The sequence below is a fragment of the Aquella oligotrophica genome (assembly GCF_002892535.1).
GTDB lineage: Bacteria > Pseudomonadota > Gammaproteobacteria > Burkholderiales > UBA11063 > Aquella > Aquella oligotrophica.
On the sequence record NZ_CP024847.1, the window covers coordinates 662,930 to 684,480 of the forward strand.

Sequence of the window (21,551 nt, forward strand, 5' to 3'; positions counted from 1 at the left end):
AATTGCTAGTAGGTAATCGCAAAAAATTACTCTAAAATCATAACTAAACTTATCGTAATTACTAATCTGTTGTGCTATAATTCATTTTTACTTTTTTCGCATTTCTATATAAGGAATATCTCTAAATGAAAAAAATAGCCTTACTTATAGCCGCTATTACTGGCACAATATCATCCAGCTATGCCTGCACCACCATTTTAGTTGGTAAGAATGCCAGTAGCGATGGTTCAATTCTTATTGCGCGTAATGAAGATGGTGAAAGTGGTAATGCAGCTGTTCGGTTTATGTATCATCCTCCGCGTAAAACAGGCTATTTATACAAAAATGTAGAAGAGAATCAGTTTACTTACCAAATGCCAGATAATTTAATGGGTTATACGGGTAGCCCAGACTGGCAAACTAATAATAGTACCTTTGAAGAGGCTGGATTTAATGATCTTGGTGTAGGTATTTCAGCAACTGAAACTATTTTTAGCAATCCACAAACGCTCAAAGTTGATCCTTATGTTGAAAGTACTGGAATTGTAGAAGAAGCAATCCCAACTATCCTTTTGCCACAGATGAAATCGGCGCGTGAAGGTGTGTTAATGCTAGGGCAGCTTATTGAGTCATATGGGTCAGGAGAAGGATTTGGGATAGCGTTCGTTGATAAAGATGAAGCTTGGTATCTTGAAAATGCTGGCGGTCACCAATGGTTGGCGGTTCGCTTACCTGAAGATGGCTACTTCGTATCGGCTAATCAGTCACGATTAGGAACCGTTGATTTATCTGATACTCAAAATTATTTATCATCACCAAATTTGATTAGTTTTGCGGAACAAAACGGCTTATATAATCCGAAAAAAGATGGGGCATTTAATTTCCATAAAGTTTATGGACAAAACAATGACAATGATAAAGAGTATAACTACCCGCGTGTGAAATATTTACAAAATTCATTTACCAAATCAACTTTAAATTACCCAGTAAAAGATGGTGATTTCCCAGTGTTTTTGAAACCAGATCATAAATTATCGGTTGCAGATGTTGAAAGTGCGTTATCAAGCTACTATCAGGGAACTGAACAAGATCCATATACTTCACAGAACCCTAAAGCTACTAAACGCCCAATTTCGGTTTACCGGACTCAACAATCACATGTATTACAGGTTCGTGATAATTTGCCAATGCCAATAGCTAATGTTGAATATTTGAATCTGGGAATGACGGCAACAGGCATTTATGTTCCATTCTACCAGGGTGCAACAATTCCAGAGGAATATAAAATCGCTACCGATAAAGCAGATAATATCTCTGCTTATTGGAAATTCCGCCGCCTGCAAATGCTAGTGATGCAGAATTTCCCACGTTATGCACCTACAGTTCAGCAAAGTTATACTTTATTAAGTCAGCAAATAGCGGATAATCAGAAGCAATTTGAGGCTGAGTATGTGAAACTTTATGCTAAACACCCGAAAAAAGCGCAAAAGTTGCTGGATGACTTCACCAAAAATACTCTCGATGCCGTATATGATGTAACGGATCAGTTAACCAATCAAATTTTGACTGACCAGTCAACCAATGTTGGTAAACTCTATGAGTTTCATGGTGCATAAATTTTAAATACCAGACTATGTCTGGTATTTGTTTAACTAGTTACCTTTAGAAAGAAAATATTATGTCTTCGGAAATGCGTTCCATAACTGCCAAATATATTTTTGATGGTGTGAATTTATTAACTAATAAAATTGTACTTCTTGCAGATAATCAGATCGTTGATGTTATTGATTCTGACAAACTTTATGATAAAAGCCAGCTCGAGGATTTTGGGAATAGTGTGATTAGTCCCGGTATGCTTGACTTACAGCTAAATGGTTGTGGTGGTGTACTTTTTAACGCAGATATCAGTATGGAAACACTAGAAACAATGCATCAGACTAATCTAAAGTTTGGGACAACCGGATTTTTGCCAACCTTAATAACAGCTGATTTTAATGATTCAATTACGGCTTTGGAAGTAGTCAAAGAATGGTTTAAGCAATACGGTAATACTCGTGGCGTTCTTGGCATCCATCTGGAAGGACCTTTCTTATCTAAAGAGAAGCGGGGGATACACCCAGAAGAGTTTATCATTAAGCCAACTGACGAGATGCTTGCTAAAATAGTTCCATATGCTAAATTATTTCCAATTAAAATGACGATGGCAGCTGAAAATGTCAAACCTGAGCAGATTGAATTTTTAGCAAAACATGGTATCATTGTCTCAATCGGACATTCAAATGCTAGTTATGAGGTTGCTGAAAATGCATTTAAACATGGCGCCAAGACTGTTACTCATATGTTTAATGCCATGAGTGGTATGACAGGGCGTAACCCCGGTCTAATCGGTGCTGTTTTAGCTAATCCGGTCTATCTAGGGCTCATAGTTGATATGCTTCATGTAGATAAGGCAAATGTAAGATTAATGACTAATCTTAAGCCAACTAGTGTTTATCTGGTTACCGATGCCGTTACGCCTACTGGTACAGATATGACAGAATTTGATTTTGCTGGAAAACACTTATATGTTCGTGATGGTAAATGTGTTGATGATGCTGGGACTTTGGGTGGGGCATATCTGACAATGAATGAGGCTATTGAAAACTGTGTTGAGAAATGTGGGCTGAGTCTTGAACAGTCATTGACTATGGCGACACTGATTCCTGCACAATTAATTGGGGTTGATGACCAGATTGGTCGGATTGCTGAGGGCTATCGCGCCGATTTGATAGCTATTGATCTGGATTCATATTCTTGCCAGCTGATCTAATGTATAGTCTTCATTCTTAACTCTAGATAATTCGCATATACTAGCAAGTTAATGACATTAGTATATGCGCGATTTAAAAACCTACTTTATCCCATCTGGGCAGAAACTTTTAGTCCATCAAATAATCTTTTTCTTCTTATATATTGTTAGAGCTTCTCAATATATACTTTTTATAATGTTATAGTTTAGCTACTTTCAGTTGTGCTATTTCACTTCTTTCGTAAGTAATTATTTTGCTTGTTACTTAGAAATAAAGAGCTAATTATTCCACTTATACAAAAATGAATAATTATTATACAAAAATGTCTATTTCCAGTTGGTATCTTAATTTGTTAGAATCTGGGCATGAATGATTACAATGTTAAAATAATCATGAAAAATGGTTCTAGAGGGAAAATAGGCATGAAAACAAATCAAATGAAAAAAGTAAGTGCAGCATTGGTTGTGGCAGGGAGTCTGGCACTCAGTGGTTGTAATGGTGGTACTAGTAGTGGTGGTCAAAATTTAACCGGAGCCCCAATTAGTGCTAATGCAGCAAAAACGATATTTTCTGCTAATAGTTGTTTGACTGGAAAAGTAAATTTCTCTGGTTCTGCTCTTTGGTATGTGGGTGGCAGTATTGATATTACTAATACTTGTGCTACAGACATAGACTTAAAAGCAAATACTATCAGTTTTACGGCCCAAGATAGTAAAGGTAATAGAGTTAGTGTCGGTACACTAAATAATTGGTGGATGAATGGTACTGGTTATAAAGTAGTTTTCGCAGCTGGTAATGGTAATCAGCAAGTCGGTACATTTAGTGCGGATAATGGTAATGCTGTAATCAAGTCAAATCAAACAATATCATTCACTGGTGGTTTAAATTTAAATGGTAGTACCTTTGATAATGCAGTAGCGCAAAGTACATTTACAGTGAATGGTTCTACACCTGCACCTACACCAACGCCTACACCAGTTCCTACTCCTACGCCAGTTCCTACTCCTACGCCAAGTCCTACTCCGATTCCAACCCCAACCCCATCTCCGTCAGTTGATTGTAATGGTGTAGCTACGTGGAGTGCGGATACAACTTATGCTAATTCAGGGACACCAGTAGTGTATCAGGATATTAAATATAGTAATGGTTGGTGGACAAAAGGCGATAATCCTGCCCAAAATAGTGGAGCAGCAGGTTCAGGTAAAGTATGGACAATTCTTGGTAACTGTGGTGGAGCGCCAACACCTACACCTACTCCAGCTCCAACAGGAAAGATGAATGTAGTGGTTGATACAACTGCCGCTGGTTGTAGTGGATCTGCATGCGGTACATTAACAGTAAATGTTACTAACTCTGCTGGTGCTAGTGTGACTAGCTTCACTGTTCCAGTAGCCTCATTGGGTGGAACTTATACTCAACCAGTAAATAATTTAACTGCAGGTAGCTATACAGTGGCTGGTTCAACAATCAATAATACAACTGTTAGTTACACTCCAGCAGCAACAGCAAATGTAGCTTCAGGAGCAACTGCGACAGTAACAGTGAAATATACCCAGACTACACCTGTTGCTACAGTTGGAACAGCTACAATTAGCCTAGCAAATAATGTGCCAAACTATACCGGGCAACTTCAGGTGCAGATTCTGAATGTTAAAAACTCAAATGAAGTAGTTGGGAATTATACAATTACTCAGGGTGGTTCATTTACTACGGCAGAATTACCTGTGAGTGATGCTACGCATGATTATAAAGTAAAATTATCAAGTGGTATTGCTGATCCATTGGCTGGTTTGTATTATGTTGAAAACGGTTTGCCAACATTGACAATAGCTAAGGGCAATGCGAATGCATTGGCAATTCCAATGGTTAAATCATCTGTGGCTCTGAGTGATGTAGTACTTGCCATTAGCGGGTTGACTACAAATGATAAAGCAGGGGTTTCTTTCAGTGATGCTGCGAACAAATATAGTTATGTAGGCTATTCTAATCAGGTAAATAGTAATAAGACTTATAAGGTTGAAAACAATCTGAATTTGGGAGTGTCTGTAAATGCAGCTGGTAACAATTATAAAGTTAATCCAATTGTTAAAACTCAAACAGTTACAAGTGCAGTAACTATTAATGCTGCGTTTGAGTCTAATGCGGTAGTTCCAACTTCTGCCAGCTATGATTATATGGCACCGTTCAAAGACTACAATAATAAGATTGTGCTGAGTGTTAATGGTATTGCTAGCTCAAAATCAGTAAGCTTTACTTCTAACTTCAAGCAAAAAGCTGGTTGGGGTACATGTTTTGGCTTGTCTGCGGACAATCTTGATTTTACTAGTACACAATCTGGTAGCAAATATGTGAATGTTATTACGGCTAAAGAAAAAACTAACTGGGATGGTAGCACTACTTCTCAATCACTTGATTTAACAAAATCTTGTGATGTTATGGGTACTGATTCAGGTGCTGAAGTTTTACCTGGTGTTATTGATCCAATCGTATATGATGTAACAGTTAATAATACTAAATTGGCAATGGCAAAACCATGTGCTGCAAATAATTGTAAAGACCCAGGTAATGGTTATGTAAATGCTGGTTACTATGCACAATGGGCAGTGTGGGGACGCAAATACAATCCATATAATATGCCATTTAATAACATCAACGATATTATCTATGCTTTTGTTGGCTTCAATCCAGCAACTGGCGATGTTAAAACTCTTGATGCATCAGCTGATAGCTGGGGTATGAGCGCTGTTAGTCGTGCTATGTTACAGTATCCATACATGAAAGCTCACTTATCATTTGGTGGCTGGACTAATAATGGTATCAATACTGCACCAATGTTTGAACAGTTAGCTTCATCTACAGCAAGTATGAATAATTTTGCTACTCAAGCGATTGCGTTAATGCGTAAAACAGGCTTTACTGGTCTAGATATTGACTGGGAATGGTGGTCTGATTACGGTAACAATGTTGCTCCAGCTAAGAAAATGCTTGCTTTCTATCAGATTTTAAGAACAGCTCTTGATACTGCTGGTCAACAAGATGGTAAGAAATATACATTAACGATTGCGGTTAATGGTGGTACTGATCGTACTTTGGCTCTTGAAGGTAAAAATGTAGATGGTACTAGCAATGGTAATCCAAATGCAGTAAGTAATTTCTGGGCACAAGTTGGTGGTTTGATGGATTATGTAAACGTAATGAATTATGATTATCATGGTTCATGGGATACTAATAGTCCAGCATATTTTCAAGCTAACTATGACTTCCAAAATGTTGGCAGCAATAAAGTTGGTAAAGATGAGGGGTGGTCAATCAAATCTTCAATGAATACTTATATCGCTCGTGGTGTTCCAGCTAAGAAATTGGTTGCAGGGATTCCTTTATATGCTCGCACTATGACAGTTGCTAGCGCTACTAATGGTGGTTTATTCCAATCGGTAACTGGTGCTGGTTTTGGTGATTATGAAAATGGAATTCTTGATTATAAATGTATCATTAATCCAGTAAATAATCCTGAAACTGGTTGTGGTAGCGATAAACCAATTGCGGGTGTTAAGAGTTTGACTTACTATAGTAGTACTTCAAATGTTGCAACTTTCAATCAATACGGTTTAGAAGCAATGCAGCCATGGGCATATAGTGCACAAACTAATAGCTTTATGACTTACGATGACCAGTGGTCAGCTGTGGCTAAAGCTAAAGCAGTTAAAGCAACTGGTCTTGGTGGAACAATGTACTGGGAGCTTGATGGTGATGCTCAGAATCCTCAGCAGTCTATTATTCAGGCAGTGAAAAATGAATATAACAATTAATAGTTAATATTCCCTCAAAGAAGGCAATCCATCGTGGTTGCCTTTTTTTATTTATTGCTCTTGAATTATTATAATTTGTTGCTATATCTAAGTAGTAGATTAAATATTATTTTTTAAGGTAAATTTGAATGAACCTGACACCTAGAGAGATTGTAGCGGAATTAGATAAGTATATCATTGGACAAAAAGATGCCAAGAAAGCAGTTGCTATTGCCTTAAGAAATCGCGTAAGACGCCAGAAAGTGGCAGAACCACTAAGGAGTGAGATAACGCCAAAAAATATATTAATGATAGGTCCAACAGGTGTTGGTAAGACTGAAATAGCTCGTCGCTTAGCTAAATTAGCTAATGCACCATTTATTAAAGTGGAAGCAACTAAGTTTACTGAAGTTGGTTATGTTGGAAAAGATGTTGATTCAATAATTCGTGATTTGGTAGAAGTTGCTATAAAAAATCAGCGTGAAGAAGAGCGTGCAAAAAACAGAGATAAAGCCAAATTAGCAGCTGAAAATCGAATCCTTGATGTATTACTTCCTCCCGCACGTGATACTTTTGGTGAAACTACATCTAATGAAGATGACGCGGTAGCTAAAGAAAATTCAACTCGGGAACGTTTTCGAGTAATGTTCCATGAGGGTAAACTAGATGATAAAGAAATTGAAATCGAAGTTATACAGCAGAAACCACGTGTTGAACTAATGGGACCTCCAGGAATGGAGGAATTAACCAGTCAGTTACAGGGAATGTTTGAAGGTGCTGGCGAAGGTAAAAAACGTAAGCGCAAGCTAAAAATAAAAGATGCTTATAAAGTGATTCTTGATGAAGAGGCTGGTAAACTGGTCAATGAAGATGAATTACGCCATGTTGCATTACAGAATGTTGAAGAGAATGGGATAGTTTTTCTGGATGAAATTGATAAAGTAGCGATCAAAAGTGGCGGGAATAGTGCCGATGTTTCTCGTTCCGGAGTTCAGCGTGATTTACTGCCATTAGTCGAAGGAACTACCGTTTCAACTAAATATGGAATGGTAAAAACGGAGCATATTCTTTTCATCGCATCAGGAGCCTTTCATGTCGCAAAGCCGTCTGATTTATTGCCAGAATTACAAGGTCGTTTTCCGATTCGAGTTGAATTGAAGTCATTAACGGAAGAAGATTTCAAGCGGATTTTAGTTGAAACTGATGCTAGTTTAACTCAGCAGTACAAGGCATTACTAGCAACAGAGGGAGTGGAGCTACAGTTTACTGATGATGGAATTGCGAAGATGGCAGAAATTGCATTTAATGTCAATGAGAAAACTGAAAATATTGGTGCACGACGCTTATATACAGTTGTCGAAAAATTACTTGAGGATCTTTTATTTGATTCCGGTAGCGAAAATTTGGTAGAGATTAATTCTGGTTATGTGTCTGAAAAGCTTGGTGAAATAGTTAAGTCTGAGGATCTATCTCATTATATTTTATAAAAAAATTTGAGTAATTAAAGACTTTGTTGTATAATACCACAAATTTTATTTTTAACCGTTTTTACTTTATTAATTTTAAGGATGTTTATGAAAAAGTTAGTGCAAATTTTATTGGTATCTTCAGCTTTGGTTTCAGTTGCTTATGCAGATACAGTTTACGTAGATGGTAAGCCGGTTGATCAGAAAGTTATCAATCAGGCAATGGATCAATTGAAAAAGAATCCGATGGCAGCTCAACAGTTAAATAATCCACAGTTTAAAAAAGAAATGTTACAGTCAATTGGTATGCAACAAGCGGTACTAGCAGAAGGTAATGCACAAGGATTGGATAAGAGTGCTGAATATCAAGCTAAATTAAATGAAGTTAAGCCAATGATTTATGCACAGATTATGCAAGAAAAAGCTAATGCTAAACCAATTACCGATGCTGATATTAAAGCTAAATATGATCAAATGAAAGCAGATGCGGCTAAGCAGCAGCAATATGATGTTTCGCATATCCTAGTAAAAGATCAAAAAACGGCTAATGATATCGAAGCTCAATTGAAAAAAGGTGCTAACTTTGCTGATTTAGCTAAAAAATACTCTACTGATCCTGGTTCAAAAGCTAATGGTGGTGAGCTTGGCTGGTCTGATGGTTCTAATTATGTTCCTGAATTTACAGCAGCTATCAAAACTCTTAAAAAAGGTCAATATACTACTACTCCAGTTAAGACTCAGTTTGGTTACCATATCATTAAACTTAATGATACTAAATCTGGTGGTGCTAATTTCCCTGCTTATGACAAGATCAAAGATCAAATCAAACAGCAAATTCAAATGGAAAGAACAAAAGCTTTCTTTGATGGTTTAAAAGCTAAACATAAAGTAGAAGTTAAATAATTTTAGCAAAAAAGTTAATAGTGTTACTTAATGTTGCAGTAAAAATTAAAACAGAAGTTTTATTTTATTCAATTAGGTGATCTATAAGAAATAGCTAAAAGGCTCATGTTAAAATAAGGGTATGTGTTTATACATACCCTTATTTTTTTGGCCATAACTAAATGAATCAAAGTAAATTTCAGTCTGGGTTTTCTCTTTACGAGTTAATTGCTGTTCTTACTATAATTGGAATTGCATTAGCAATGTCGCTGCCACAAATGTACAAACAGGTGATGCGCCGGAATAATGAAGCCACCTATCTTCAGCTAAAGGCAATTTTAAAGTATGCGCAGGCGGAAGCATTCCGGCGTGGTACACCTATAACTGTATGTGCTGCAAGTTTTTTTACCAACTCTTCTGGAAACCATACCTATCTTGGAAATAATACCTGTAATAGCCAAAACTGGAATGAAGGAGTATTGGTATTGAGAGATTTGAATCAAAATGGAAGCTATAATACCGGGGAGAGAGTACGGGCATACCGTTTTGATGCTGATGTTACCATTTCTGCAATTAATTCAGCTAGTGCTGTAGTTAGTTCTTTTATAATAGCTTCAAATGGGCAGCTTACATCTGCAAACATGCCATTTAGCTTTACATTTAGTCAGTCTAAATATGGTATGTCATATACCAGAAAAATTTGTATAAATGGTTATGGAAATGTATGTATCAAAAATGAAGATGATACTAGTGCTTGCACTTCGACAGGAGACGCAACATGCAACTAAACTCGAGAAACAAAGGGTTTTCAATTCTAGAAGTGATGATTGCTGTAGCTGTAATTGGTGCACTAGGAGCCGGGATTTATCGTCTGCAATTAGCCGATCTTTCCGCGACGCAGCAAATTACGGTTAAACAGTTAATGATGCAATCGGCTACCAGTCTTGCAAGTCAAATTTACACTAATCTCAATTATTGTGCAACAAATAATACCATGAGGTTAAGTGGCTGTACTGCAACTAGCGGCGCGAATAACTATACCGAGACGGTCTATACGGATAATAATAGTATCGGAGTTGATTGTAGTGCCAACTCCTGTTCTGACAGTCAATTTGCCCAGTTTTTGCTTTACCAATGGAAGTCAGGGTTTGGAAGTATGCCTGTCTCAAACGTAAAGGGAATTGTTTGTCGGGATACTAGCATGACAATACCTACTACAGGGAATAATGGCGGCTGCAACGGTAGTGGTGGGCTTGTAATTAAGATGGTATGGCAATCTCACATAGAAGCGGCTGAGTCAGCTGCAATTGGTGATAATAATTTCATTCTTTTACCATTGGCAAACAGATGAAACACTATATTCGCGGATTTAATCTAATTGAGCTTCTAGTTGCAATTGCAATTAGCGCTTCAATTATTTCTGCTATCGTTTTTTCGTATAGTAACCTCTTTAGCGGTTATCTATTTAATAATACCAAAATTGATGCGCAGCAGTCATTGAAGCTTGCTATGTCAATGATTCGGCATGATATACAGAATGCGGGAGTTTTTGGTAGCTTTAGTCTTCACAATATGTCTGCTACAAGTATGTATAATTCAATAGGTACAAGTTGTGGGAACGAATGGTGTACCCTAGATACCGCGGGAGTAGGGGTAGTGGGAATTAGTTCTGCACCATCTGGTTCTGGAATAAGCGGTTTGACATCTGAGATCTTGAGGGTACAATATGGGACAAATAAGGTAAATTATCTGACAGCTATTGAATCCATGGTATGTGCAAGTAATAATTGTATTAACCGGATGCAATTTAATAATAATGGAAGCATTGATTTAACTGCCAGTTCATATATTTTGGCTTCTGCAAATCATTTATATTCTCTCAATGGGATTGGAGTGCCAACGGCTGATGGAACTAGTGTAGTATTTAGCAATCTGGTTGGTGCCAATTATTTTATCCAGATTGAATCACAAAGTAGTGGAATAATCTATGATCCTGATCAATATACTATGCAGTTAATGAATCTTAATACAAAATACTACTATGTAGCAACAGTTAATGGACAGAGTGGGCTTTATGTTGTTGCTTTTAACGGAGTGTCATTGAGTTCGCCTGCACTCATATCAACAGCGATAAGTAGTCTTAGTCTGAGGTATATTATTTATACCACTAGTAGTCCTAATTTTAATAACTCTTCGGTAAATGATAGTTATACCATTTGTACAACTTCTGAAATGAATAATTCAGTAAATAGTCGCTGTTTTAATCGCTGGGGGCGTGTTCTGTCTGTTATCATAACTTTAACTAGTTCAGTTACTAATGGTGCTAATACCACTACCCAAGCTATTTCTGATAATATTGGGTGGTTGAGATGAAATTAGCTATTTTCAGGCAATCAGGATCAGCATTAGCGATGACTCTTTTGGGCTTATCCCTAATGGCGGTCGTTATTTTGACTTTAAATAAGCTGGTACTATCATATCATAATTCTGCTACAAATATTGGTGACTATGATTTAGCCCAAAATGCTGCTAAAATGGCGTTGATAAATGCAGAGCAAACTGTTTATAATTTTGATAATACTAATGGAATGGAAACACTAAGCATTGCTGCCAGAGTAGCCAAGGTTGAATCAGTTGGTGTTAGCAATTGCAGCAATGGCTGGTGTTACTCCACATTAACTAGCTGGAAGCCATGGCTAGAATCTGCAAATTCAAGTTCCAGACCTTGTAATAGCTATGACATTAGTATTAATGGTAGTGCTAATGCGCTGCCTTGGATTGATCACAGCTCAGGTTTTGCTTTAGCTTTTAATACTGGTATCGGTGGCTTGTGCGCGCAGCCAAGATACTTTATGGAACTTGTCAATCCTGCATTTATCGGTCGTCAAACTGGTGCAAACACTGGAGTTCTCACACAGTTAAATGGCAAAACAATTCAGCTTTATCACAATGGTAATGGAGCGAGGACAGCAAGGTTATATCGGATTACTGTCAGAGCGTTTGGGCGCAATGGGAATACTCGCGTTACTCTTCAGGAATATGTGGCAATAGTCAGAAATACAAATTTGCGTGGAGATGGGGCTGATACGGTTAGCCACCATATTATTCCAGTTTCGATTCGTTGGCTATATGATGATTGATGGAGGCGAGAGTGAAAAAAGGAATGTCTTTAATCGAACTAATGATTGCAGTTGCAATACTTGGTATTTTAGCAAAGTTTGGTGTAAGCTTATATTTTGATCAAATCAAACGCTCTAATAAAACTACTGCAATTCAGGTACTACATCAAAATGTAAATAGGATGGAGAATTTTTATAGCCAGAATGGGCGGTATTTGGAAAGTGGTAATACTTGGCCAGGGAGTATCATTACCAGTGTTGTTGGAGTATATGGTGCACCCGTTTATTCGGTGACTTTTTATCCATCCTCGGCAACTTCAGCAAATACGCAAGCATACTGTCTGGTTGCAACCCCTGTGGGGAATCAAATGCATTCAGACTATATTACTATTTATATTGACAGATATGGAAATATTAGTACTGCTGCTCCAGGAAACTGCTCAATAAGTAATACGCAAAACTCTTTATGTCCTGCAGGGGGAACTTTTGTTCCCTGTTCTGGTAATTGTTCGAATGGGGTATTTTCAGCATGTTCTGGTAACTGTAATAATGTGACAATTTGTGCTGGGGGAACTGGTTGTAGTGGAAATTGCCGGAATAGTATTATACATGCTGGAGGTTGTAGTGGAAATTGCTGGGATAGTATAGTGTTTGGAGGTTGTAGTGGAAATTGTTTCGATAGTACTGTATACGGTGGTTGTAGTGGCAATTGTAAGGGTAGTACTTGTTGTGATACAAACGGGAATTGTAGCAGCTGTCCCAAAAAATAAGAATTCTTTTATAGCTTCGGGGTTTACTTTGATTCAGCTGATGATTACGATTGCTGTAATTGGAATCTTAGCTACAATTGCAATTCCTAGTTATCAGAATTATATTATTGCAAATAATATGCATTCAGCAGCTAAGACGGTACTGAAAGATGCTCAATATATGCAGAAGTGGTTTAATTTATGTGGTAGCTATGCAAGGGATACAACAAGTACGCAAACGCCACAGTGTTTTACTGGCGCTTCAAATGCTAGTAATGTTGCATGGCCTGTTTTGCCATATCAGATAGCACCAGAGTCAGGTACTCCTTTATATAGGATTGGGTTTACTTCCGCAACTCCAAATACGACAGACCCAGGTGATTTCAATGGGGTTAGGTTAATTGCAACGCCGATTTGTGGGACAGTTCAGGCTAATTCTGGTTGTGTGTGTGTGGATCAGGATTCAAATGTTACTGAGAATGCCAATGCAAGTTGTAGTAATGCTGGTGGATTATGCAGCTGTACCAATTGAAATGAGTTGCTAATTATGTGGTTAAAAAACAATAAGATACCTATGATCTTTGGATTTTCGCTTCTTGAGATAGTAATTGGGATTGCCATTGTTGCTACCTTAGCTTTGCTGGGTATTTCTATCTATCAAAGTTATAGTCAAAAATCTAATCGAGAGATTGCTAAAACCGTACTGAGGCAAGATGCAGCTAAAATGGAGCAACATTATAGCCAGTATGGTTCTTATCTAGATAATAGCAATACTTGGCCAGATAATTATATTGAAAGCTATATTAATGGGACTACCGGAGCAATTTATAGTGTCAGCTTTGTTCCGGCTGTGCCAACCTTAGCAAATCAGCAGGTCTTTAATATCTTAGCAAGCCCAGTTCAAGATTCAATTCAAAGTAGTGATCCTTCCGGTCGTTTATGTATAAATCAAACTGGAAATATTTTGGAAAATGCGACTGCGAATTGTGCCACTACGGGTAATAGCTGGAACTCTGATTTATGTGCTGGTAATATAACTACACCTCCAGCTGTCGCTACTTGCGCTTATGATGATAATTGTAGTAACAATACTATTTGTGGCAGCTGTTCAGCTGGCAATGGTTTTCCTGGCTCATGTAGTGGTAGTTATATAGGTGGGGCATGTAGTGGGGATTGTAGTGGGAGCTTCATTGTCGGTAACTGTGATGGAAATTGCTCAAATTCAACCGTTTGTGGTAGCTGTTCCGGTGACTGTAGTGGAGTGAACCAAAATGGCTGTTAGGTAGTTTAGCTGGTTTGTGTTAAAATTATTGCTTAAATTTTATAAAATAAGTATTTGGGATCAGGAATGCAAGAGTCATATAATCATAGTCAAATTGAAAAGAAATGCCAAACAAAATGGCGTGAAAGCAAAGTTTTTGAAGTAAAAGAATCGGCAGATAAGCCAAAAATGTATTGTATGCCTATGCTCCCTTACCCATCAGGCAAGTTGCATATGGGGCATGTGCGGAATTATACGATTACTGATGTACTCGCTCGTTTTTACAAACTAAAAGGTTATAATGTTCTGCATACCATTGGTTGGGATGCATTTGGTTTGCCTGCTGAAAATGCGGCAATGAAATCTAAAGTTGCGCCAGCAGTATGGACATATCAAAATATTGAGAATATGAAAGCCCAGCTTGAGAATATGGGGCTTAGCTTTGATTGGTCACGTGAAATAGCTACTTGTAAACCAGATTATTATCATTGGCAGCAATGGTTATTTGTGCAACTTTATAAAAGTGGCATTATTTATCGTAAGAATGGGATTGTTAACTGGGATCCAGTGGATCAGACAGTATTAGCAAATGAGCAGGTAATTGATGGTAAGGGCTGGCGTAGTGGGGCTACGGTCGAGAAAAAAGAAATCCCAATGTATTATTTTGCAATTACCAAATATGCAGAAGAGTTATTGTCTGATTTAGATAAACTTGATGGCTGGCCGGAACAGGTGCGGCTAATGCAAAAAAACTGGATTGGTAAATCACGTGGGATGGAAGTAAGTTTTGCTGGCTGTGATGGTTATGATGGCTTAACTGTCTTTACTACTCGTCCCGATACTCTAATGGGAGTTACTTATGTCGCAATTTCGGCGGAACACCCATTAGCCGATGCCGCACTAAAATTGAAACCAGAATTGGCAGATTTTATTCATGAATGTAAAATGGGGGGGTATCCGAAGCCGAATTGGCTACCCAAGAGAAAAAAGGTGCTTTTAGTGGTTTATACGTAACTCATCCTTTGACTAACGAGAAGATTCCAGTTTGGATTGCCAATTATGTACTTATGAATTATGGAACTGGTGCGGTGATGGCAGTACCGAGCCACGATGAGCGCGACTTTGAATTTGCTAGCAAATATAATTTGGCTAAAAAGACTGTAATTAAGCCAGCTAAAGAAGATGATAGTTATCAGCCTGATATTACAGCCTATACTGAATCGGGTATTTTGATTAACTCAGGTAAATATGATGGGTTAAATTTTGATCAGGTATTTGCAGCTCTAGAAGAGGATCTGAAAGCCAAGAGTGCCGGGCAGGTTAAAGTAAATTATCGTTTACGTGATTGGGGTATTTCTCGTCAACGTTATTGGGGTTGTCCGATTCCGATTATTCATTGTGAACACTGTGGTGATGTTCCTGTTTCAGAAGAAAATCTACCAGTAATCTTGCCAGAAGATCTAATCCCAGATGGTAGTGGAAATCCACTTAATAAAGACAAACGTTTTACTGATACTAGCTGTCCAAAATGCGGTGCAGCTGCACGTCGTGAAACTGATACGATGGATACTTTCGTTGATTCTAGCTGGTATTTTCTACGTTATACCTGTCCAGATAGTGATAAGGCAATGCTTGATGAGCGAGTTAACTACTGGGCACCTGTTGATCAATACGTTGGTGGTATTGAACATGCAATTCTCCATTTATTATATGCGCGTTTCTTCTATAAAGCACTACGTGATCTGGGGTTAGTGGCTGGAGATGAACCATTTAAAAACCTGCTAACTCAGGGGATGGTCTTGGCAGAGACGTTCTATCGGCAAAATCCGAATGGTTCTAAAGATTGGTTTAGTCCGTTAGATGTTGAAGTTAGTAAAGATGGTAAGGGTAATGTTACCAGTGCCATCTATAAGGCTGATGGCAAAGAAGTTATTTATGGTGGCATTGAGAAAATGTCAAAATCCAAAAATAATGGGATTGATCCGGACGAAATCATAGCTAAATATGGTGCTGATACTGCTCGACTATTTGTTATGTTCGCATCTCCTCCTGAGCAGACACTTGATTGGTCCGATACTGGGATTGCAGGCTCGAATCGCTTTATCAGTAAAGTCTGGCGTATGGTTTATGAGCATGCAACTGCTGGAGTAGTTGTACGATATATCACTGGCGAGTTATCTACCGAACAGAAAAAATTACGTACTCAGCTTCATCAAACAATTCAGAAAATTAGTAATGATATTGAAGTTCGTAAGCAATTTAATACCGCAATTGCCGCCGTGATGGAACTACTTAACGCTTATGCTAAAACTGATTTGACTGATGTTGGTGGTAAGGCTTTGGCACAAGAGCTTCTTGAGACAGTGGTGATTATGCTATCCCCGATTACCCCACATGTTTGCGATGTGCTTTGGTCTTTATTGGTTCCAGAGTCTGAGTTACTTAATCAATCTTGGCCAATAGTTGATGCCGCTGCGCTTGAAGTTGATGAGGCTGAAGTAATTGTGCAGGTTAATGGTAAATTGCGTGGCAAAATCATGGTTGCTAAGTCATTATCCAAAGTAGAAATTGAGGAGTTAGCAAAACAGAATCCAAATGTACAGAAGTTTATTGATGGACAGGCAATAAAAAAAATGATAGTTGTTCCTGGTAAATTGATAAATATTGTAGTTTAAGCGAGCTAGCGCGAGCTGGAGTAAGTATTACCAAAAAAGTGGTAAGTAAAAATTTTGTATAAAAGGTATCTAAGATGAAGAATATAGGGTTAATTACATTGTTGCTGATAAGTGTAGGAATTATTGCAGGATGTAATAGTGGTGGCGGAGGGGTGGTGGTAGCTCAGGTGGCTATCAATATAGCAGTTATTCTATTTCATCCTCATGTTCGCAAACTGACAGCGGTATCGTTTATGAAAGCGTTACCTATAGTATTGCCACAGTTAGTCCAAGTGCATATTTTCAGCTAGGAACTACAGTTATGCCAACAGGCGTAATATCATATAATAGCCAAGGGAATTGTTCTGCTGCTCAGATATCAGGATCCCCGGTGTGTACTTATTCGTTTATATACGAATCAACTACTGCAATATCACCGATTCAATTGCAACTTAATGGTAGTCTTGGTATTCAAAATATCACAACATTTAATATTGGTGGTTCTTGTATTAAATAAAAGTAAGGCATAAGCCTTACTTTTTCTCTACTAATTTAGCTATAAGCTGTTTCTATTTTCTACGTTTTTTTCTTATATCTACCTCTATAAATTTTAGGGGGTACCTAATTAATTTTGATGAAATTCTATTGTTAATATATTGTTGTAGTTGAGTTAATGTGTGTCGTGTGGGGGATGTTTAATAATTAGGGTGTAGTCCGATTCTTTGTAATTTGTCTTATAATAATTAATGTGATTTAAAATATTTTATTTTATGAAAGATCTATAATTATGAAGTGTCAGAATCTCTTATTGCTTGCATTAGCAGGTTCATTATCATTGGTTGCATGTAACAATGGTAGTAGTCCATCGTCAACTCCAACTCCAGTGCCAACTCCTACGCCCACACCAGCCATTGCTATTTCTAATTATGAAGTTGAAAGCACCAAACTTTATCGTTGTCAGGAGTCAACCGTTGCTCGGACATATACATGTTACACTGGAACAAGTGGAACAGGTAAAGTTAGTCCGATTTCTTCTATACAACTTACCAACATTAGTTATGACTCCAATCCAGGATCAGGCATTTATATTCCAGCTACAGGGCAGGGGCAAAATGGGGTAACTATTATGGGCACTTGCAATCCACCTTCTATGGCAGCTAGTTGTCCTAGCTTAAGAATAATTGGTGATGATAGTAAAATAACCCCTGGCACTATTGCTTATGTTTATGCTTATACAGAAGCTACGCAGGTGAATCCGTCAATTCAAGAAGTGCTGATTACAATAAATTATGTTCAAGATCCAGGAGGCTGATTTTATATTTTTCTTAGAAAAGAACGAACCTTATTCAGAAGCTCATAATGTTTAGGGGCTTCTTTGTGATCAATAGCACTATTAAAGCCACGAATAAATTTAATAATTGCCCAAATATAGATTATCAAGATAAAATAATCGTGCTCAAAACCATAGTTGTTGAGAATTGGGTTTATTATCAGGTAGTCAATCAGGAATCCCACGCAATAGAGAATGTAATGGTAAGCAATCCAAGCTAAATGACTTTGCACATACGATTCATTTCCATCCGATTCATGATAGAAACTATCAATTCGATATATTACGACAACAGGAATGGCGGAAATCAGTAAAAATTTGAATGTGAGGTCTATAAATATTGAGGTATTAAATACACTGATCAATAGTATCCCAACAGTAGCGAATCCCATCACAAATGCGTAGCTGACAGCCAGTAGAAGCCTTTTTTCTTGATTAATCAAATTCATAATAGCTCCAGTTGTTAAAAGACATAACCCGCGTCAATCATTATGGCTGATGGTGTTGTTAAAACTCCGGAATTTCCATTGTTTGGTCCGCCACCATAGTTTATATATTCTGCTCGGATGAAAGTTCTGCTATCGGGAATATTTACTTTTACTCCCGCACCATATTCAAAATTTATAGATGAATTCATTGATGAATTGTAAAAGCTACTATTTAGGTTAGTTGATACAGCATCTACACCAAGGCGTACAAATACTCCAATTGGTGTGGCTGGTAATGTAAATCCAGGGGTAACGCTTAAATCATATATAATGCTTGATGGGGAACCTAGATTATTCCAATTACTACCCTCGGTAATATAATTATAGCCAAGTTCGGCATCAATCCAATCCGCAAATTGATAACCAAGCTGAATGCGTAAACCTAGACTTCCATCGCTAGTACTGCTATTTTGGTAATCAAGTTTTTGTACTCCATAGCCAAGACCACCACCAAGATAAAACCCCGAAACATCTGCAAAGCTTTGGTTAATTCCAATTGCAGCTAAAGCTAACATTAATTTTTTCATAGGTAAGAAAAATTTCTCAAATTTAATCATTTAATAATCACAAAAGATTATAATAATCAGGAGGCTAATACCCTAGATTCGGGTGTTGGATTTATCCCAATTATCAAATGGCTTTAGTATATAATATCTGTCTATATTGAACATTGACACTTATATCAAAATAAAGTTTATGTGTGAAGGAAATGCCAGTTAAAACTATAGGTAATGGCTTTAGTTCAATCACATAAGCTATAGAGTATAAGTACAACCATTAATTATACCACTAAAAAGGACAGATATGACTTGGGAACAAGATACAATACAGAAGGTGTTGCTAGAAACAATTAAGGAACAACGCCGGGCTAGACGTTGGAGGATATTCTTCCGATTATTAGTAATTTGCCTGATTGGCGGTGGAATTTATATGGCTAGTGGTGGGGAAGATGTAGCCAAAAAAGATGGACCGCAAGTTGCTGTTGTTGACTTTAAAGGCGTTATCGGTAGTGATAGTAAAAATTATGATACAGTCATAAAAGGTATAAATGCTGCACTTGAAGATAAAAAAACTGTTGCAGTTTTAATTCGTGCCAATTCTCCAGGTGGTTCTCCCGTATATTCAGATATGGTAAATAATGAAATTAGTCGTTTGCGTAAAAAATACCCTCAAAAACCGATTGAATTTGTTGTCGAAGAAGTTTGTGCTTCTGGTTGCTACTACGCCGCTGCAGCCGCAGATAAGATTTATGCTGCACCAGCTAGTATAGTAGGTTCGATTGGTGTTATTTATACTGGTTTTGGCGCTACTGAGGCAATTAAAAAACTGGGTATTGATAGCAGACTAATGATTTCAGGTAAAAACAAAGCGATGGGGTACCCATTTGTGCCAGAATCTAAAGAACAAATGGCTATGCAACAGCAAATGCTAGATGAGATTCATGAGCAATTTATTGTTGCAGTAAAGAATGGTCGTGGGAACAAGCTCAAAAATGACCCTGATTTATTTAGTGGTCGGTACTGGATCGGCGCAGATGCTATGAAGCTAGGGCTTATTGATGGTTACGGCACTGTTGCTAGTATTGCCCGAGATCAGTTTAAATCTGATAATATTGTAGACTTTACTCCGGATAATGACCCACTAGACAAAATTTCCAAGAAGTTTGGTGTCGAAATTGTTGATTCTGCAAAACAGGCTATTCTTGGTTCAGGAATGAATGGAAGTATAAATTAGACTGGTTAAAATGCCTGTGTTTAAATGGGCATTTTTTATTTAATTCATTTAAACAAGTAAATGAGTAATGGATCTGATTAATATTATTTTAAAAATATTTACCCCATTTAATGCTTTCTTTGTAATAATGGGGATTTATTTCATTACGATTTATTTTTACTTGCGCTGGTTAACCAAAAAATATTTAAACCCAGTTGATCGAACTCATGATCTTAATCTAAGTCGCCGGTGTTTACGAACAAATAACCAGCTTAGGCAGGAACTTGAACATCGCGAGACGGTTAATATTCTCGTTTTAACTGGTGGTGGTGTTCGGGGAATGATTCCCCTTCAAGTCTTGGAAAAGATAGAGCAGCTTAGTGGTAAAAAAACTGGAGAACTTTTTGATTTAATGTCAGGAGCATCGACTGGAGCCATAAATTGTGCCATTCTTGCCGTTCCGGGAATTGACCATCAATTTGAGTTTTGCACAACTGATATTTTAGCTAAATATGTTGAAAACTGTAGGAAAATGTTTTCTGCTCCTTGGTATCATAAGTTTCTTACTTTATTTGGTATGCTTGGACCACGTTATTTACCTGAAGGTAAGCTTGAGGTTCTTCGCGGTTTTTTTGGGACTTGTACTCTTGCTGATATTGAATCAAACCTTATAATTCCGGTATATGATGTAACTGAGAATACACTTAAGATTATCAGAAACTGGGAGTTGCCACAGGGTGGTCGTCATACTAACTATGTTCTCAAAGATCTGGTGCATGGAGCATCCAATCCTCCTATGCTATTTTCGCCACGCGCCTTTATTATTTCCGGTAAAAAACATGTTTTTATAGATCCTGGAGTGATTTTAAATAATCCTGCAACAATTGCCTTTATGAATGCTTGGTTTTTATTTCCCCGTAAGAAATTACGCTTAGTTTTAATCGGTAATGGAGGTTCAGATGCTGAGGTCTATAATCATGAGCATATGGCAGAATTTGGCGCTTATGGTCTATTTCAGTATTTATTAAATTCGCCAGTGGTTAATACCAAATTTTCTACTGATTTACTACATGAGTATATCCATGAAGCCCGCGAATATGGCATTGATATCGAATTTATACATATAAATTCGCCAGGCGGCAGAGAACTTGCTACAAGTGATACCTCCGATGAGAATATGGCGCGAATTAAACAGTTTGGTGAAAAAGTTATCAGCGAGAACTATGATAAGATTAAATATCTCGCCGATGTACTCAAGGTAAAAAATTAGTAATAATATTACATGAGAAAGTAAATAAGGAGCCTTGCAACACAGCTATTGCGAAATAGTACG

General features: G+C 37.5%; 19 protein-coding genes and 1 pseudogene. 18 read left to right on the forward strand and 2 right to left on the reverse strand.

The window, feature by feature from the left end:
• Window positions 1-125: 125 nt before the first annotated feature.
• The 16 genes and pseudogenes from CUN60_RS03035 to CUN60_RS03110 all read left to right on the forward strand — a co-directional run bounded on the left by CUN60_RS03035 (window position 126) and on the right by CUN60_RS03110 (window position 17,999).
• Window positions 126-1,595: a C69 family dipeptidase gene (locus CUN60_RS03035; RefSeq protein ID WP_102950616.1), complete on the forward strand. Its 1,470-nt coding sequence runs from the start codon at window positions 126-128 to the stop codon at window positions 1,593-1,595.
• Window positions 1,596-1,657: 62 nt separating this feature from the next.
• Complete coding sequence (gene nagA, locus CUN60_RS03040; RefSeq protein WP_102950617.1) at window positions 1,658-2,788, forward strand: N-acetylglucosamine-6-phosphate deacetylase; 1,131 nt, start codon at window positions 1,658-1,660, stop codon at window positions 2,786-2,788.
• A 402-nt stretch (window positions 2,789-3,190) separates the two neighbouring features.
• The gene (locus CUN60_RS13055; protein ID WP_102950618.1) at window positions 3,191-6,577 is read left to right on the forward strand and encodes a glycosyl hydrolase family 18 protein; all 3,387 of its coding nucleotides are present in this window, start codon (window positions 3,191-3,193) and stop codon (window positions 6,575-6,577) included.
• Window positions 6,578-6,705: 128 nt separating this feature from the next.
• Complete coding sequence (gene hslU / locus CUN60_RS03050; RefSeq protein ID WP_102950619.1) at window positions 6,706-8,043, forward strand: ATP-dependent protease ATPase subunit HslU; 1,338 nt, start codon at window positions 6,706-6,708, stop codon at window positions 8,041-8,043.
• Window positions 8,044-8,130: 87 nt separating this feature from the next.
• Window positions 8,131-8,925 (forward strand): peptidylprolyl isomerase, encoded by a 795-nt coding sequence (locus CUN60_RS03055; RefSeq protein ID WP_158649265.1) that lies wholly within the window; start codon window positions 8,131-8,133, stop codon window positions 8,923-8,925.
• Window positions 8,926-9,086: 161 nt separating this feature from the next.
• Window positions 9,087-9,692 carry a GspH/FimT family pseudopilin gene (locus tag CUN60_RS03060; protein WP_102952431.1) on the forward strand — a complete coding sequence of 202 codons (606 nt, stop codon included), beginning with the start codon at window positions 9,087-9,089 and terminating at the stop codon, window positions 9,690-9,692.
• Window positions 9,683-10,255: a type II secretion system protein gene (locus CUN60_RS03065; protein ID WP_102950621.1), complete on the forward strand. Its 573-nt coding sequence runs from the start codon at window positions 9,683-9,685 to the stop codon at window positions 10,253-10,255. Before CUN60_RS03060 ends, CUN60_RS03065 begins: the two co-directional genes overlap by 10 nt.
• Window positions 10,252-11,277: a prepilin-type N-terminal cleavage/methylation domain-containing protein gene (locus CUN60_RS03070; protein WP_102950622.1), complete on the forward strand. Its 1,026-nt coding sequence runs from the start codon at window positions 10,252-10,254 to the stop codon at window positions 11,275-11,277. Before CUN60_RS03065 ends, CUN60_RS03070 begins: the two co-directional genes overlap by 4 nt.
• Window positions 11,274-12,044 (forward strand): pilus assembly protein, encoded by a 771-nt coding sequence (locus tag CUN60_RS03075; RefSeq protein WP_102950623.1) that lies wholly within the window; start codon window positions 11,274-11,276, stop codon window positions 12,042-12,044. Before CUN60_RS03070 ends, CUN60_RS03075 begins: the two co-directional genes overlap by 4 nt.
• Before the next feature lie 11 nt (window positions 12,045-12,055).
• Complete coding sequence (locus tag CUN60_RS03080; protein WP_158649266.1) at window positions 12,056-12,793, forward strand: type IV pilin protein; 738 nt, start codon at window positions 12,056-12,058, stop codon at window positions 12,791-12,793.
• Between the two features lie 28 nt (window positions 12,794-12,821).
• Complete coding sequence (locus CUN60_RS03085; RefSeq protein ID WP_158649267.1) at window positions 12,822-13,304, forward strand: type IV pilin protein; 483 nt, start codon at window positions 12,822-12,824, stop codon at window positions 13,302-13,304.
• A gap of 15 nt (window positions 13,305-13,319) precedes the next feature.
• Entirely contained in the window at window positions 13,320-14,054 is a 735-nt protein-coding gene (locus tag CUN60_RS03090; protein ID WP_102950625.1) for a type IV pilin protein, read from the forward strand.
• A 66-nt stretch (window positions 14,055-14,120) separates the two neighbouring features.
• Window positions 14,121-16,708 (forward strand): annotated as a pseudogene (gene leuS / locus CUN60_RS03095) (leucine--tRNA ligase).
• Window positions 16,709-16,782: 74 nt separating this feature from the next.
• Window positions 16,783-16,998 (forward strand): hypothetical protein, encoded by a 216-nt coding sequence (locus tag CUN60_RS03100; protein WP_102950626.1) that lies wholly within the window; start codon window positions 16,783-16,785, stop codon window positions 16,996-16,998.
• 11 nt (window positions 16,999-17,009) lie between these two features.
• A complete protein-coding gene (locus CUN60_RS03105) occupies window positions 17,010-17,204 on the forward strand; it encodes a hypothetical protein (protein ID WP_102950627.1) in 195 nt (64 codons plus the stop codon).
• A 270-nt stretch (window positions 17,205-17,474) separates the two neighbouring features.
• A complete protein-coding gene (locus CUN60_RS03110; protein ID WP_102950628.1) occupies window positions 17,475-17,999 on the forward strand; it encodes a hypothetical protein in 525 nt (174 codons plus the stop codon).
• Between the two features lie 2 nt (window positions 18,000-18,001).
• On the opposite strand, the gene CUN60_RS03115 is transcribed toward CUN60_RS03110, so the two are convergent.
• Together CUN60_RS03115 and CUN60_RS03120 are read right to left on the reverse strand one after the other, a co-directional pair.
• Window positions 18,002-18,466 carry a hypothetical protein gene (locus CUN60_RS03115; RefSeq protein ID WP_102950629.1) on the reverse strand — a complete coding sequence of 155 codons (465 nt, stop codon included), beginning with the start codon at window positions 18,464-18,466 and terminating at the stop codon, window positions 18,002-18,004.
• Window positions 18,467-18,480: 14 nt separating this feature from the next.
• Window positions 18,481-19,020 carry an acyloxyacyl hydrolase gene (locus tag CUN60_RS03120; protein ID WP_158649268.1) on the reverse strand — a complete coding sequence of 180 codons (540 nt, stop codon included), beginning with the start codon at window positions 19,018-19,020 and terminating at the stop codon, window positions 18,481-18,483.
• 289 nt (window positions 19,021-19,309) lie between these two features.
• Between CUN60_RS03120 and CUN60_RS03125 the strand changes: the two genes are divergently transcribed.
• Both CUN60_RS03125 and CUN60_RS03130 read left to right on the forward strand, forming a co-directional pair.
• On the forward strand, window positions 19,310-20,239 hold the full coding sequence (locus CUN60_RS03125) for a S49 family peptidase (protein WP_102950631.1): 930 nt from the start codon (window positions 19,310-19,312) through the stop codon (window positions 20,237-20,239).
• 67 nt (window positions 20,240-20,306) lie between these two features.
• A complete protein-coding gene (locus CUN60_RS03130; protein ID WP_102950632.1) occupies window positions 20,307-21,488 on the forward strand; it encodes a patatin-like phospholipase family protein in 1,182 nt (393 codons plus the stop codon).
• Window positions 21,489-21,551: the final 63 nt, after the last annotated feature.

Excerpts from the sequence above, each read along its gene's own strand:
- CUN60_RS03055 (WP_158649265.1), top strand. The coding sequence starts at position 8,131 with ATGAAAAAGTTAGTGCAAATTTTATTGGTATCTTCAGCTTTGGTTTCA.
- CUN60_RS03090 (WP_102950625.1), top strand. The coding sequence starts at position 13,320 with ATGTGGTTAAAAAACAATAAGATACCTATGATCTTTGGATTTTCGCTT.
- CUN60_RS03065 (WP_102950621.1), top strand. The coding sequence starts at position 9,683 with ATGCAACTAAACTCGAGAAACAAAGGGTTTTCAATTCTAGAAGTGATG.
- CUN60_RS03130 (WP_102950632.1), top strand. The coding sequence starts at position 20,307 with ATGGATCTGATTAATATTATTTTAAAAATATTTACCCCATTTAATGCT.
- CUN60_RS03070 (WP_102950622.1), top strand. The coding sequence starts at position 10,252 with ATGAAACACTATATTCGCGGATTTAATCTAATTGAGCTTCTAGTTGCA.
- CUN60_RS03125 (WP_102950631.1), top strand. The coding sequence starts at position 19,310 with ATGACTTGGGAACAAGATACAATACAGAAGGTGTTGCTAGAAACAATT.
- CUN60_RS03115 (WP_102950629.1), bottom strand. The coding sequence starts at position 18,466 with ATGAATTTGATTAATCAAGAAAAAAGGCTTCTACTGGCTGTCAGCTAC.
- CUN60_RS03100 (WP_102950626.1), top strand. The coding sequence starts at position 16,783 with ATGAAGAATATAGGGTTAATTACATTGTTGCTGATAAGTGTAGGAATT.
- CUN60_RS03120 (WP_158649268.1), bottom strand. The coding sequence starts at position 19,020 with ATGTTAGCTTTAGCTGCAATTGGAATTAACCAAAGCTTTGCAGATGTT.
- CUN60_RS03105 (WP_102950627.1), top strand. The coding sequence starts at position 17,010 with ATGCCAACAGGCGTAATATCATATAATAGCCAAGGGAATTGTTCTGCT.
- CUN60_RS13055 (WP_102950618.1), top strand. The coding sequence starts at position 3,191 with ATGAAAACAAATCAAATGAAAAAAGTAAGTGCAGCATTGGTTGTGGCA.
- CUN60_RS03110 (WP_102950628.1), top strand. The coding sequence starts at position 17,475 with ATGAAGTGTCAGAATCTCTTATTGCTTGCATTAGCAGGTTCATTATCA.
- nagA (WP_102950617.1), top strand. The coding sequence starts at position 1,658 with ATGTCTTCGGAAATGCGTTCCATAACTGCCAAATATATTTTTGATGGT.
- CUN60_RS03035 (WP_102950616.1), top strand. The coding sequence starts at position 126 with ATGAAAAAAATAGCCTTACTTATAGCCGCTATTACTGGCACAATATCA.
- CUN60_RS03060 (WP_102952431.1), top strand. The coding sequence starts at position 9,087 with ATGAATCAAAGTAAATTTCAGTCTGGGTTTTCTCTTTACGAGTTAATT.
- hslU (WP_102950619.1), top strand. The coding sequence starts at position 6,706 with ATGAACCTGACACCTAGAGAGATTGTAGCGGAATTAGATAAGTATATC.
- CUN60_RS03075 (WP_102950623.1), top strand. The coding sequence starts at position 11,274 with ATGAAATTAGCTATTTTCAGGCAATCAGGATCAGCATTAGCGATGACT.